The organism is Coleofasciculus chthonoplastes PCC 7420 (assembly GCF_000155555.1).
Lineage (GTDB): Bacteria > Cyanobacteriota > Cyanobacteriia > Cyanobacteriales > Coleofasciculaceae > Coleofasciculus > Coleofasciculus chthonoplastes_A.
In genome coordinates this window covers 286334-300661 of the sequence record NZ_DS989842.1, presented here as the reverse complement: position 1 = coordinate 300661, position 14328 = coordinate 286334, and the positions used below count along the sequence as shown (strand labels likewise).

At 45.4% G+C, this 14328-nt stretch carries 14 protein-coding genes; 9 read left to right on the top strand and 5 right to left on the bottom strand.

The features are described from left to right. The first annotated feature begins 98 nt into the window (after positions 1 to 98). The 6 genes from MC7420_RS03270 to MC7420_RS03245 all read left to right on the top strand — a co-directional run bounded on the left by MC7420_RS03270 (position 99) and on the right by MC7420_RS03245 (position 3575). Positions 99 to 401, top strand: a complete 303-nt coding sequence (locus MC7420_RS03270) for a type II toxin-antitoxin system RelE family toxin (protein ID WP_044204696.1) — start codon at positions 99 to 101, stop codon at positions 399 to 401. Next, positions 398 to 643 carry a hypothetical protein gene (locus MC7420_RS03265; protein WP_006098702.1) on the top strand — a complete coding sequence of 82 codons (246 nt, stop codon included), beginning with the start codon at positions 398 to 400 and terminating at the stop codon, positions 641 to 643. Before MC7420_RS03270 ends, MC7420_RS03265 begins: the two co-directional genes overlap by 4 nt. Positions 644 to 688: 45 nt before the next feature. Then, positions 689 to 934 carry a DUF4926 domain-containing protein gene (locus MC7420_RS03260; protein ID WP_044204694.1) on the top strand — a complete coding sequence of 82 codons (246 nt, stop codon included), beginning with the start codon at positions 689 to 691 and terminating at the stop codon, positions 932 to 934. Further along, complete coding sequence (locus MC7420_RS03255) at positions 931 to 1851, top strand: hypothetical protein (protein WP_198016371.1); 921 nt, start codon at positions 931 to 933, stop codon at positions 1849 to 1851. Before MC7420_RS03260 ends, MC7420_RS03255 begins: the two co-directional genes overlap by 4 nt. After that, positions 1848 to 2630, top strand: coding sequence for an HIRAN domain-containing protein (locus MC7420_RS03250; protein ID WP_006098673.1), 783 nt, complete (start codon positions 1848 to 1850; stop codon positions 2628 to 2630). Before MC7420_RS03255 ends, MC7420_RS03250 begins: the two co-directional genes overlap by 4 nt. 381 nt (positions 2631 to 3011) lie before the next feature. After that, positions 3012 to 3575, top strand: coding sequence for a Uma2 family endonuclease (locus MC7420_RS03245; RefSeq protein ID WP_006098609.1), 564 nt, complete (start codon positions 3012 to 3014; stop codon positions 3573 to 3575). Positions 3576 to 3757: 182 nt separating this feature from the next. On the opposite strand, the gene MC7420_RS03240 is transcribed toward MC7420_RS03245, so the two are convergent. Together MC7420_RS03240 and MC7420_RS03235 are read right to left on the bottom strand one after the other, a co-directional pair. Continuing rightward, a complete protein-coding gene (locus MC7420_RS03240; protein ID WP_006098430.1) occupies positions 3758 to 5068 on the bottom strand; it encodes a serine/threonine-protein kinase in 1311 nt (436 codons plus the stop codon). A gap of 370 nt (positions 5069 to 5438) precedes the next feature. Further along, on the bottom strand, positions 5439 to 5777 hold the full coding sequence (locus MC7420_RS03235; protein ID WP_006098372.1) for a XisI protein: 339 nt from the start codon (positions 5775 to 5777) through the stop codon (positions 5439 to 5441). A gap of 75 nt (positions 5778 to 5852) precedes the next feature. On the opposite strand from MC7420_RS03235, the gene MC7420_RS03230 reads away from it, so the two are divergent. After that, positions 5853 to 6647: a transposase gene (locus MC7420_RS03230; RefSeq protein ID WP_006098620.1), complete on the top strand. Its 795-nt coding sequence runs from the start codon at positions 5853 to 5855 to the stop codon at positions 6645 to 6647. 131 nt (positions 6648 to 6778) lie between these two features. Here MC7420_RS03230 and MC7420_RS03225 read toward each other — a convergent pair whose 3' ends face one another. From MC7420_RS03225 to MC7420_RS03215, 3 genes are all read right to left on the bottom strand, one after another. Further along, positions 6779 to 8032: a serine/threonine-protein kinase gene (locus MC7420_RS03225; protein WP_006098344.1), complete on the bottom strand. Its 1254-nt coding sequence runs from the start codon at positions 8030 to 8032 to the stop codon at positions 6779 to 6781. Between the two features lie 268 nt (positions 8033 to 8300). Further along, positions 8301 to 8651, bottom strand: coding sequence for a DUF433 domain-containing protein (locus tag MC7420_RS03220; protein WP_006098667.1), 351 nt, complete (start codon positions 8649 to 8651; stop codon positions 8301 to 8303). A gap of 291 nt (positions 8652 to 8942) precedes the next feature. Continuing rightward, complete coding sequence (locus MC7420_RS03215) at positions 8943 to 9935, bottom strand: serine/threonine protein kinase (protein WP_006098323.1); 993 nt, start codon at positions 9933 to 9935, stop codon at positions 8943 to 8945. 612 nt (positions 9936 to 10547) lie between these two features. On the opposite strand from MC7420_RS03215, the gene gltD reads away from it, so the two are divergent. Together gltD and MC7420_RS03205 are read left to right on the top strand one after the other, a co-directional pair. Continuing rightward, positions 10548 to 12035 carry a glutamate synthase small subunit gene (gene gltD / locus MC7420_RS03210; protein WP_006098374.1) on the top strand — a complete coding sequence of 496 codons (1488 nt, stop codon included), beginning with the start codon at positions 10548 to 10550 and terminating at the stop codon, positions 12033 to 12035. Positions 12036 to 12101: 66 nt separating this feature from the next. Then, positions 12102 to 14078, top strand: coding sequence for an AAA-like domain-containing protein (locus MC7420_RS03205; RefSeq protein ID WP_006098461.1), 1977 nt, complete (start codon positions 12102 to 12104; stop codon positions 14076 to 14078). The last annotated feature ends 250 nt before the right edge of the window (positions 14079 to 14328 follow it).

Genomic DNA, 14328 nt, shown 5'->3' with positions numbered 1-14328 from the left:
ATTTGATCACAGGGCGACCCGAGTCAATTGAATGGACACCATTTTTCATTGATGCAGGCGGGTCGCCCCTACAGCCATAAACGGTTCTTTTCCATGCAATGAAATTCGAGATTAACTTTACTCCTATAGCTGCCAATCATATACGCGCCTATAGAAAATTTGCCCAAAAAACTATTCTTGATTCTATCGAAGCACAGCTATCCAATGAACCCACACTAGAAACTAGAAACAGAAAACGACTGGGAGAAAATGAACTATCCGATTGGGAACTGCGAGTGGATAACTATCGGGTTTTCTATGATGTAGTTATAGAAGACGATTCCTGTATCGTTCAGATCAAGGCTGTGGGACACAAAGAACACAATACACTTTACATTGGTGGTAAAGAGGTTCAGATATGAAAATTATCAACGTAGAAAGTGGACAACTTACGCTAGATGAGGTCATGACGCTGGCACAAGGAGAAGCTATCGTTTTACGCAAGCCCGACGGCGCACTGTTTGCCCTCGCCCCCGTCGATGAGTTTGCGGTGGAAGTGGAACTACTGAAACATAATACTGAATTTATGGCATTTTTAAGAGAACTATCTCAGGAAAAAGCAACCATTTCACTGCAATCATTGCGAGAAGAATTGGGGTTATAACGATTGCTATTTGAACGGCGACTAGAGCCATGAATAGAGGATACCATGGATTACGAACTTTATTCAGACGTTATCTTGCTTGGCGATAGTCCTGAAGCTGGACTTTATGCAGGTGATATCGGTACAGTTGTCGAAAAACATAACGTTGCTGAATTAGAAACGGGTTATAGTGTTGAATTCTTTGATAGGTTAGGCAATACCGTAGCCGTTATGACTCTACCTGCAAGTTCCCTCCGTTCACCAACTCATGCAGACCGACCAACGGTTAGAGACTGTATCTCTGATTTATGACCGATGAATTCCCAATCTTACTGGTTACGCAAGAAGCGTATGAAGCCTCCTCAAATGAAACGTTAGGGAGTAAATATAAATTTTGGTTCTACCACAAAGAACTTGGTCGTTGTCTTTATAAGCAAAGCCGACCTAACCTGGGGGAAGATTGGGCAGAAAAAGTCGCCTCAGAATTATGTAAACTCTTGGGACTTCCCCATGCGGTTTACGAATTGGCTTTCACTTGGAAAGGCGATCGCGGTGTCGTTTCACCTAACTTTTTACCGAAATCGGGGACGCTGGTTCATGGTAACGAACTGCTTTCCTCAATTGTGCCGAACTATCCGGCGTTTGGGACGTATGGTATATCACAACATACAATAGATAGAGTATTGAGGGTGATTGCCGGGGAATCTGTCCATTTACCGATTGATTGGACACCGCCCTCTGGTATCCAAACAGCAGTAGATGTGTTTGTTGGTTATCTGCTGCTAGATGCGTGGATTGGCAATGGCGATCGTCACCATGAAAACTGGGGAATTGCTCGCATGAAAACAGCATCAGCGTCCGCTGAAACTGAACACCTAGCACCAACCTATGACCATGCTTCCAGTTTAGGACGCGATCTCTCTGACGAGCAAAGGCAGAAACGCTCAGTTCAGGCTTATGCCAATAAATGTTTTTCGGCGTTTTATGGCAGTGTTGATGATAGAAAAACGCTTAAAACCTTTGATGTGTTCTCACTGGTGGCTCATCGCTATCCCCAAGCGGCTTCTGTGTGGTTAGCGCGGCTAGAAACGATCCAAAAGGCTAATACTTTAGCCATCTTTAATCGCATTAACCGATCGCGCATTTCTCCCGAAGCCATCAACTTTGCTCAGGAGATTCTGGACATCAATAAACATCGGCTACTTACCTTGAGGAAAACACGACCTTGAAAACACCAAAAACACTATTTTTAGCTTGGCAAGATCCGATTAGTCGCTATTGGTTCTCGATTGGTCGGTTAACCTTTGATGGAAGAGTTTATCAATTTGTTTATACTCAAGGGGTAAAAGAGGCGGAAGCCAAATGTGCTTTTCAGCCATTATCTTCGTTTCCGTACTTAGATGAAGTTTATACATCAACTCAATTATTCCCCGTTTTTGCGAATCGGTTAATGTCGCGATCGCGTCCAGATTATTCTAGTTTTATGGAATGGTTAAATATTCCCAAGGATGAACATGACCCCATGACAATTTTAGCCCGCAGTGGTGGGGAACGAGAAACCGATACACTCGCCGTTTTTCCTTGTCCAGAAATTGACGCACAAGGACAGTATCATTTATATTTTTTCTCCCATGGGCTGCGGCATTTGCCAAGCTGTGCCATTGAGCGGATTAATCAGTTTGAATCGGGTGAAAAATTATGGTTAGCTCACGAATTTCAAAATCCTTACGATGCTCAAGCTTTAATTTTAAACACAGAAGACCACTACATTGTCGGCTATTGTCCGCGATATTTGCTGGCAGAAATGTTTGAGTTAATTCGACACAAGTTAAACCTAGAGGTACAGGTAGAACGTGTGAATAAACCTCCAAAACCACTTCAGTTTCGGTTATTGTGTAAAATAACTGTTCAGGCGAGCCATGATTATCATCCTTTCTCTAATCCTCACTATCAACCCCTGATAGCAGGATTTGCGCGATCGCGTCCTCATTCTCAGCTAAACTGTTAGATAGGTTAACCATTTTCATAGGTAATAACAAGGGTTGATATGTCGTTATTTCAAGATTTAAAGAGAGCCTTGAAATAAATTTCAGGCTCAAAGCTAAAGTAAGCTAAAGCTTACTGAATTATTGTATCAGGTTATTAACCCGTTTTAACGGGTTTTAGCTCTTAGCCCGTAGACGCGGAGCGGCTTCTCTTCGAGTATTTTAATTCAGGGCTGACTATCAACCCCTGATGGCAGAATTTGCGCGATCGCGTCCTCATTCTCAGCTAAACTGTTAGATGGGTTAATCATTTTGCCTGATACCCAATCAAGATTAATCTATCGTGATTTGGGCAAGACTGATCCAATAATTTTATTATTGTAACCTATTGGATATTTCCCTAAATGTTACAAACACCATCCCCAACGCTTACCCTAGCCGAATTTCTCCAACAACCCGAAACCCAACCCGCCAGGGAATATATTGATGGCAAAATTGTACAGAAGCCAATGCCCAAAACTCGCCACTCTCGACTTCAGAGTAAGTTAATTCAATCGATTAATAATATTAGCGAAGCCGAACAACTTGCTTATGCGTTTCCTGAATTGCGTTGCACCTTTGGCGGACGGTCAATTGTTGCCGATATAGCGGTTCTGCGGTGGGAACATATTCAGTTTGATCAACAGGGCGAACCCCTTGATGATGTGGTCATCCCACCAGATTGGATGATTGAAATTCTCTCACCCAACCAAAGTTCTAATCAAGTTACAGGTAATATTCTGCACGCGCTCCAATATGGGTGTCAATTGGGATGGCTACTTGACCCCGATGACCGTTCAATTTTAGTGTTTCTGCCTCAACAACAACCAGAGTTACGGAATAATTGTGATGCGTTAATTGGGTTAGAAGGCATTCCATTAGCGTTAACCGTTGAGCAAGTTTTTGGTTGGTTAAAAATGAAAAAATAGCATTTTTATGAGTGTTTTATTGTGGGGGTGGGGCGGTGTCAGGTATCGGAAACGTAGAACCCGCAAGGCTTCGAGAATTTTGCCTCTGTTGTAAATCGTTACAATCCGCTGAAACCTTTATAGGTTAAATTTTACAAATCTCGACGCGAGAGAAGAGGTACCCACCACCCCTAAGCCCCGAATTATACCACAACCACCCGTAACAATCCCACAGCCGGGAGATGCCCCTGGGGGGCATGGGGACTAAAGGTAAAGTTCTCATAGTTTAACCAACTATTATTCACACGCAAACCCACGGTATCACCAAACTTTTTATAGATGTCATAATCATACACGCTTGGTTGACCCCCTACACTCTGCCAAATTCGCTTCTGCACAGAAAAACCAAAGCGTCCATTGCTGTATTTTACCCAGAGACGGTCAATTGTTTGTAGGTCGGTGCAAGGAAATTTTTCTATATCTTCTCTTTCTACATTCCACCAGCTTTCTTTGCCAATTACAGCCAGCATTTTATCTGAGGTTTCTCTATCTGCTGCTTTCCACTCTCCAGCAGCTAATAAATCTCGCAGTCGGCGGTAATCGATGCCGCATTTTGAATTAAACTCCTCTCCCGGATTCTGGGGAATCAATACCTGTAACCATTCCGACACCGATTGAGGGCGATTCTCTGGCTGTAGTTCCATTCCCGTCAAAATCCCTTGATTCACCCTATCACTGACATTTGAATTCAGCGCCTGTGGTGGTTGTAATGAATCCCGCACCACTCGCATAAATGCTGGCGGTGGTACTTTTGTCGTCAATAAACAATACAGCGTCGCCGCTAACCCATACACATCCGTATATTCTCCCCGATGTGCTTGCTCATCATACTGCTCAAGCGGGGCAAAACCCGGCGTGACATGAACGCTATGGGTTTGAGTAAGATTAGGGATAAATTCTCTAGCAATACCAAAATCAATCAGTACCGCTTCTGATACGCCAGAACGCACCATGATATTCTGGGGTTTTAAATCCCGATGCAATAAGCCCTTATCGTGAACTACCGTCAACGCTTCCCCAATCTGCTTTATATAAGCTAATGCTTCAGCTTCCGATAAAGGATGACGATTTCTCACCCGCCGCCATAAATCTTCCCCCTGGATATATTCCATGGCGATACAAGGGAGTGATTGTTCATGGAAGACATTTTCAATCTGGACAATATGCGGGTGTCTACATACAGCTAATCGGGTAGCTTCCCGCTCAAAATCTCGCTCGTATTTATCGCGAAAATCGATAAAGTCTGGGCTAGTCATCACCTCGTCTTTCAGGGTTTTGATGACGAGGGGGTTGCCTTTTCTGTCTTTTGCCAGGTAGGTGATACCAAAGCCACCTTGACTGAGTTTGCGTTCAATGACGTAGCGATGACCGTATAATTGCTGTCCCTTGAGCCAGACCATTGATGATTTTTGCGATAATCCTGTCTTGATTGTGCCACAATCGCTGGATGGCATCAGGATGTTTGTTGATTAGGGGTGTCATAGTTTAGCTGTTCGGCATTTAAACCTTAATGTCAATAATGGCGAAATCCTTGTAGTGCGAGCATCTTGCTCGCTACCTATTCCCAATTTAAATGCATGACAGCTTAAGCTATAACCCCCTCACCCCCAACCCCTCTCCCACCCCCCTCGTTCCCCCCTACAAGAGGGGGGATGACAAAGGATGCTATCGCTTTTTTTGCACGGGAGAGGGGAGCAAGAGAAGATATAGCCGACTACATTTTCTATTATTAATACTTCCGGTTCCCCTTCTCCCTTGATGGGAGAAGGGGTTAGGGGAAGAGGGTGAAAATTGCTTCCCTATAGATACAGTTTAATCCCACAATTAACCAACAGCAAAATCGGTAAACTGCCGCATATAAGGACTATGAAATCCTAATACTATATCCTCTCGATTTACGCCCAATTCCATTAACTCATCGGCTAAATGTGCCTCAGTATTATTAAGCTGTATCCATACCTTACCATCCGGCTTAATATCGATATGCATTGAGCAACTGTGGATTCGTCTCTCATTGTGCCAACCCACACTCACCACTTGATAATGGTCGCGTTCGGTGTCAAAAATTGTTTGTACGTCCACCTGTACGTTTATCGGTTTATAGCTGCCATATTTAGTTAAGACTTGCTGGACAGATTGACGATATTGTTCTAGTTTATCCATTGCACAATTATTCAGTTTACAGAATTTTAGCTTAAGTCAGTACCATTCAAATTAAGTTTAAATTGATTAGGAGTCATGCCACGCCAGCCTCGTGAATTCCAACCTGGATACTCATACCATATCACCGTTCGCTGTAATAATCGTGAGTTTCGTCTCACCCGCTTGGAATGTCGGAAAGTATTACTGTATGCCATCAAAAAAGCACAATATAAATACAGGTTTAAACTGTATGGGTTGTGTATCATGAGTAATCACATCCATTATCTGCTTGAACCGGAGCAATGCGACGATTTACCCAAAATCATGCACTGGCTAAATTGGTATACGGCTATGTGTTTTAATCGGATGCTGAATCGTACTGGGCATTTTTGGGAAAAACGCTATCATAGTACAGGTTTTGATAATAGGGATAAACGTAGGGCATTAAATACGTTACGCTACATCCACGCTAATCCTAAATCTGCCGGGATGCAGCAGGGCTTTTTTTATGATTTCAGTAATTATGGTATTCATGACAGACTGGGTGATGATGGATTGACGCAATGGCATCCAGCGTTTTTATCTTTGGGGAAGACATTAGATGAATGTGCGGCAAAGTATCGCGGATTCTGCAAAAAATATCGCCCTCAACCAAAACCTGAAAAGCGAAATCATTGGGGAAGTCGGTTGTTAGCGGGATTGAGTGTTAAGGGAAAACCGAAAAAGTCATCGCCAGGACAAATGCTTCTACCTTGGGCGCAGTGGGAAGCGCCGGAGGGGGAAGTACATGAGGTGGCTGACAAGTTTGTCTTGGCTAATTGTTTTAATCCCCAGGTAGCTTCTTTGGCTTTGGGGCGGTGCCAGGTATCGTGCCAGGTATCGGAAACGTAGAACCCGCAAGACTTCGTGGATTTTGCCTCTGTTGTAAATTGTTACATTCGGCAGAAACCTTTATATGTTACATTTTACAAGTCTCGAGGCGAGAGAAGAGATAAAAAAACATGCTACACTCTTCTTCTTGATCATGCCACCTCACTACACTCCACTGGGAGATGCCCCTGGGGGGCATGGGGACTAAAGGTAAAGTTCTCTAAGTTTAACCAACTATTATTCACACGCCAGCCCACGGTATCACCAAACTTAATATAGATGTCTATCATCAAATCAAAAACGCCTGGTTGACCCCCTACACTTTGCCAGATTCGCTTTTGCACAGAAAAACCAAAGCGTCCGTTACTGTATTTTACCCAGAGACGGTCAATCGTTCGCAGGTCAGTACAAGGAAATTTTTCTATATCTTCTCTTTCAACATTCCACCAGTTTTCTTTGCCAATTACCGCCAGCATTTTATCGGAGGTTTCTTTATCTGCTGCTTTCCACTCTCCAGCAGCTAATAAATCTCGCAGTCGGCGGTAATCGATACCACATTCTGAACTCAAATCATCACCCGGATTCTGGGGAATCAATACTTGTAACCATTCCGACACCGATTGAGGGCGCTTTTCTGGTTGTAGTTCCATCCCTGCCAAAATCCCTTGATTCACCCTATCGCTGACATTTGAATTCAGCGCTTGTGGCGGTTGCAACGAATCCCGCACCACTCGCATAAATGCTGGCGGTGGTACTTTTGTCGTCAATAAACAATACAGCGTCGCCGCTAACCCATACACATCTGTATATTCTCCCCGATGCGCTTGCTCATCATACTGCTCAAGCGGCGCAAACCCTGGTGTGACATGAACACTATGGGTTTGAGTAAGATTAGGGATAAACTCCCTAGCAATGCCAAAATCAATGAGTACCGCTTCTGATACACCAGAACGCACCATAATATTTTGGGGTTTTAAATCTCGATGCAATAATCCTTTGTCATGAACTACCGTCAACGCTTCCCCAATCTGCTGGATATAACCTAATGCTTCAGCTTCTGATAAAGGATGGCGATTTCTCACCCGTCGCCATAAGTCTTCCCCCTGGATATATTCCATGGCGATACAGGGGAGTGATTGTTCATGAAAAACATTTTCAATCTGGACAATATGCGGGTGTCTACATACAGCTAATCGGGTAGCTTCCCGCTCAAAATCTCGCTCGTATTTATCGCGAAAATCGATAAAGTCTGGGCTAGTCATCACCTCGTCTTTCAGAGTTTTGATGACGAGGGGATTGCCTTTTCTGTCTTTTGCCAGGTAGGTGATACCAAAGCCACCTTGACCGAGTTTGCGTTCGATGACGTAGCGATGACCGTATAATTGCTGTCCGTTGACCCAGACCATTGATGATTTTTGCGATAATCCTGTCTTGATTGTGCCACAATCGGTGGATGGAATCAGGATGTTTGTTGATTAGGGGTGTCGTAGTTAAGTTATCGCCCCCTCACCCCCAACCCCTCTCCAACCCCCCTCGTTCCCCCCTACAAGGAGGGATGACAAAGGATGCTATCGCTTTTTTTGCACGGGAGAGGGGAGCAAGAGAAGACATAGCCAGCTACATTTTTGAGCATTAATAATTCCGGTTCCCCTTCTCCCTCGATGGGAGAAGGGGTTAGGGGAAGAGGGTGAAATCAGAATATTTTTGCTGAACTTCTGACTCTGCTTTCAATTTACGGAATCTCTGTCGTGCCGGAGAAGGATTCTGTTTTTGCTCGTCTCGCTGTTGACGGCAAAATGCTAACCAATCTGCCAAGTAAGCCCTCACTTCTTCGGTGTTGTGTAGATAGTAAAGAATCGTCGCATAAACCTGTTCTAGGGTAATACTTTCAAATTGTTTGGCGATTTCTTCAGGGGTTTTAGCTCGGTAAATATACTCGTAAAGAACGCTTTCAATCCCGATGCGACTGTCCTGAATGCGGATATCATCAGGAGCAAGAAAATTGAAGTAGTCTCGAATTTGCATAATAAGTAGCCTGTCCCATTAGGGGGAATTATTTGGATTAATTCTGAATAACTGAGACGTTACAGTGGTAATGGTGCGTTACGCTACGCTAACACACCCTACATATAGAGCCTTTGCGTAAGTCCTAAGTGTGGTTGATTTTAGGATTTGCCGTCTGCTAGTTTAGCATAGTCAGTCCGGAAGAAGCCGTCCTATCTTGGTTCAATTTTCCCGAATAAAAACTTCTCCCCATCTCCCCCTCAACCCATCACTGTAATGATGGGTATTCAACCGGACATGATATTAGTTGTACTATTGTGTTTCTGGCTGAATCGGTTGTGAGGTTGGCGTAATCTCAGGTGTAGTTTCTGGTGGTGGTGCTGAGGGCGGCTTGAGCGCTAAAAACCCAGCAATCATACTCAAAATCCCAGCAATTGTGCCAATAATGGTTAACCACATCGTCAAATCCCAACGACGCCAGGGTTGGGGAATTTGAGGCACAACCCCCAATAAATCCAACCATTCCTGCATCGTTTGGGGGCGTTCTTCGGGGGCTAACGCCATCCCTCGCAGAATCGCCTGATTCGTGCGATCGCTCATTTTGGGATTCACGTCTTGAGGTGGCTTTAATTTAGCCCTTGCCAAACTGCGATCGCGGACACTGGGCGGTTTTTCTCCGGTTAATAATTGATACAATGTGGCGGCTAAGGAATACACATCCGTATAAGCGCCGCGTTCGGCATCCACATGATATAATTCCAGGGGTGTAAACCCATCGGCAGTTGTCGGATTAATCGTCGTCAACGGGTGATCAAATCCCACCGCTAACCCAAAATCAATTAACACCGCCTCCCGTTTCCCCTGACGCATCATAATATTGGCAGGTCGAACATCCCGATGCACTAAGTTATTCTCATGCACCACCATCAACGCTGACCCAATTTGGCGAATATAGCGTAAGGCTTCTTTTTCGGTCAGTCGATTAGCATGGGTTAAATCTTGCCCCTGAATATACTCCATGACAAGACAAACCTGCTGACCTTCTTTAAACGAATCCTTAACCCGAACAATATGGGGGTGTTTGCACTGCGCCAACTTCACCGCCTCTTGCCACAACTTATCCTGAAGCCGATTAAGTTCTGCTGGAGTAAGCTGATTGAGTAACGTATCACTCAGGGTTTTCACCACACAGCGTTGGGACGTGCGATCGCGTGCTAAATAGGTTATCCCAAACCGTCCTGATCCTAACTCCTTCTCAATCGTATATTTGCCACGTTGCAACTGCTGTCCCGCCGACCAAGCCATTGCCGATTATCTCAAATACTGCCTTGATTGTGGCATAAGTCATTTGTCTTATGTCATTCGTCATTCGTCTTATGTCATAAGTAGGTGGACACAATTAAAGTTATTAACCCGTTAAAACGGGACGCGAGCTCTTAGCCCGTAGACGCGGAGCGGCTTCTCTTCGAGTATTTTAATTCAGGGCTGACTTCCGACCAACGAAACGGGGGTTGCTTTATAAAAAAATGTGAAAATATGAAAACCTAGAAGCAATTATTTTGTATTCTATCTCTAGCCGTCTTCAATGAAAACCTAAACCTTAATGAATCCTAGCCACTGAACCGCAGCAAATCTAACCTTTTATTAAACTCAGCCTCGCATTTAAACGCCAAAATGATTGACAAACTGTAACAAAGACTACAAAATATCTCTGATTTTGACTTTTGACTTGGTACAGATGTTGCTTTTAACGTCTCTAGACAGTCTTCCATCCGCTTAGTTGGTCACCGATCACCGTCAACGACCGATTGGTGAGGATTTGCCGCCAAAATAGCCTAGGGACTTCATCACCATCGCCAATTTACCGAATGACACCTTAGCAACAACTATACCCTACTCTAAACTTGAGACATCACTATGGGAAAACCAACTGGCTTTATCGAATATCTCCGCGAATTGCCCTCGGAACTGCAACCCGACAGTCGCATTGGCAACTGGGATGAGTTCCATCTGCCCATGCCAGAGGAAAAACTCCAAACTCAGGCGGCGCGGTGTATGGACTGCGGCACACCATTTTGCCATACCGGAACCATGCTCAAGGGTATGGCAAGCGGTTGCCCAATCAACAACCTGATTCCAGAGTGGAACGACCTGATTTATCGGGGTCGATGGCGCGAGGCACTCGATCGCCTGCACAAAACCAACAACTTCCCCGAATTCACCGGTCGCGTCTGTCCAGCGCCCTGTGAGGGGTCTTGTGTCCTGGGTATTCATAACCCCCCCGTGACCATCAAAAATATCGAATGTTCGATTATTGACAAAGGCTGGGAGGAAGGCTGGGTCGAACCCGAACCTCCAACCAAGCGCACCGGGAAAAAAGTCGCAATTATTGGGTCCGGACCGGCTGGACTCTGTGCGGCTGCCCAACTCAATAAAGCCGGTCATTGGATCACCGTATTTGAACGGGAAGATCGTCCTGGCGGCTTACTCATGTATGGCATCCCTAACATGAAACTGGACAAAAAGCAAGTCGTCCAGCGTCGCCTTGACCAGCTTGAACAAGAAGGGGTTAAATTTATCTGCAACACTGAGGTAGGTAAAGACTTCCCCACCGAGAATCTACTCAAAGAATTTGACGCGGTAGTCCTTTGTACTGGCGCAACCAAGCCACGGGATTTACCCATCGAAGGACGAGATTTAAAGGGTATCCACTTCGCCATGGATTTCCTGACTGCCAATACCAAGGCACTTTTAGATAACAGCAAAAACGGCAACTTTATCTCCGCTGAAGGCAAAGACGTGGTGATTATCGGCGGCGGTGACACAGGTACTGACTGCGTTGGTACTTCCCTGCGTCACGGGTGTAAGACTCTGGCGCAACTGGAAATCATGCCCCAGCCGCCCCTAGAACGCGCCCCCGACAACCCCTGGCCCGAGTGGCCCAAGATTTATCGCATGGATTACGGGCAGGAAGAAGCGGCGGCGAAGTTTGGCGCTGATCCCCGTTCATATCTCACCACCGCGACTAAGTTTGAGGGGGATGAGAAAGGACATGTAAAAGCGGTGCATACAGTGACAATCGAGTGGCAGAAAAATGAGCAAGGTCGATTTATTCCCAGTCCGGTTCCAGGTACGGAAAAAGTGATTCCCGCCCAACTTGTTCTGTTAGCCATGGGATTCCTAGGTCCCGAACAACCCCTGCTAGATGCCCTCGGTTTAGAACGCAATGCCCGGAGTAATATCAAAGCCGATTATGGGAAGTATGCCACCAGCATTCCCGGTGTCTTTGCCGCCGGAGACTGTCGCCGGGGTCAGAGTTTGGTGGTTTGGGCATTCAACGAAGGACGAGGTGCTGCCCGTGAGTGCGATCGCTACCTGATGGGGAGTACAGATTTGCCAGGTTAATGCTAGAAGGTTTCAGACGTGTAATAGCGCGTCTTTTATGATGGTTCGGGTTCCCCTTCTCCCTCGATGGATGAGGGTGAAGTGGTTCCCAGAGTTATCGGTGGGGAGGGCGGGTTTTGTTGTTCATTGAGTAGTGACAAGTCGTTTGAGTGGCTAAACCCGCCCCTACAATTTTGGCTAAACCTGTCCCGACAATTAACCTATTACTTCAGGGTAATGGAACAGCAAGAGTTCACCAACGCATTTACCAAACTTACCCAGCGACAAAAGGAAGTTTTACAGAAATTTGTCGCCGGGAAAAATGATAGTGAAATTGCGGCGGCACTCTGTATTTCTCAAGGAACGGTGCGAAAACATATCCAGAATATCTGTCATATATTTGCCCTAAACAATGACGAAGATAAAGGATCATCTCACCGTTCTAAGTTAATTACTGCCATTGCCCATAATTTACCCAATTTAATCCCAGGGGATACTCTGGCGGCGACCAATCAGCCTCAGGTTATCCTGAGTTATCATTGCGGCACTGATCCAGATAAAAGCCTTGCGACGCAATTAGAAACGGCGTTAACTGCCCAAGGGTGTCAGGTGTTCATTGCCAATAGTAGTCTCCGCATGGCAACTCAGGGATTGCAGCAAATTTATGCCGAATTAAACCGTTGCGATCGCGTGGTGTTATTATTATCGCCTCTGGCGGCATCGAGTGAGATGGTAACCGAAGAGGTGCAATGGGCAAAACGGCGGCGGGATCAACACCCGGAGGGGAAACCCGATATTTTGGCGATTCGGATTAATTGCCCCTGGACATTACTCAACCATGACTTACGCGGTTATCTTCAAGGTGTGTCCCAGCAAGAATGGCGATCGCCTGAAGATACACCGATTGTGTTAAACTCAGTTCGGGATTGGCTCTCTAGTGATCAACCAACCGTTACCCCAGAAGGCAATCCCAAATCCGCAACGTTTCCCAGTCCCTATTCCCTCACCCCCAATCATCCGCCTCAACCTGTTGCTGAACCGGAATTACCACGAGGACAAGTTGAGTTAGCCTCGGCGTTTTATGTGGAACGTCCAGGTGTTGAACAGCGTTGCTATGAAGCGGTGGCTAAACCCGGTTCCTTAATCCGAATTAAAGCGCCGCGACAAATGGGTAAAACGTCGTTAATGGCACGGATTTTACATCGGGGAACTCAGCTTAATTATGCCACTGTTCCGTTAAGTTTTCAATTAGCGGATAGTAACGTTTTTACGAATTTAGATCGCTTCTTGCAGTGGTTTTGTGCGGTGATTACCCTAGAACTGGAATTACCCGATCGCTTGGAGAAGTATTGGAGTAAAACTTTTGGCAGTAAAGTGAGTTGTAAGTCCTATTTTGAGCGGTATTTATTGGCAACGATTGCCACACCGTTGGTGTTAGGGTTAGATGAAGTGGATCGGGTATTTCATTATCCTGAACTCGCGGCAGATTTTTTGGGCTTGTTGCGATCGTGGCATGAAGAGGCGAAAAATCGAGAAATATGGCGTAAATTGCGATTAGTTGTGGTGCATTCGACGGAAGCCTATATTCCTATGGATATTAATCAGTCTCCATTTAATGTAGGATTACCGATTGATTTACCGGAATTTGCAGCCGAACAAGTTCAAGATTTAGCCCAGCGTCACGGATTAGCCTGGGAATCGAATCAGGTGGAACAATTAATGGCAATGGTTGGGGGTCATCCTTATTTAATCAGACTAGCGCTGTACGCGATCGCCCGTCAAGAAATTACGTTAACTCAACTGTTAGCGACAGCGCCAACCGATGCTGGATTGTATGGCGATCATTTGCGGCGACTTATGTGGAATTTATCTCAACATCCTGAGTTGGCTACTGCTTTAAAAAAGGTAGTGACGGCGGATTCTCCGATACAATTGGAACCGATGCAAGGATTTAAGTTACACAGTATGGGATTGGTGAATCTGCAAGGGAATGAAGTGACGCCTCGGTGCGATTTGTATTGTCAATATTTTCGGCTGCGTTTGAATCGTGTTCATGATTCTTGAGGGAGTTGATGGGAAAATTTAGTAGTTGATTTAACGCTCCAGGTAGCAGAGGGAAGCGCTCCATGTCCCCCTATTTGATCCCCCTCCCGTCCCCCTTTTTAAGGGGGAAGCCAGCGGATGCTTCGCTTTTTTTGCTTATGGGATTTAGGGGGATCGACAATGTACCGCATAGCAGAGCAAACTGCTGTAATTTCTCTCCACAATAATTTTTTGCTCTGAATTTTCGGTGAAAAACCAATAGCGAGCGAGA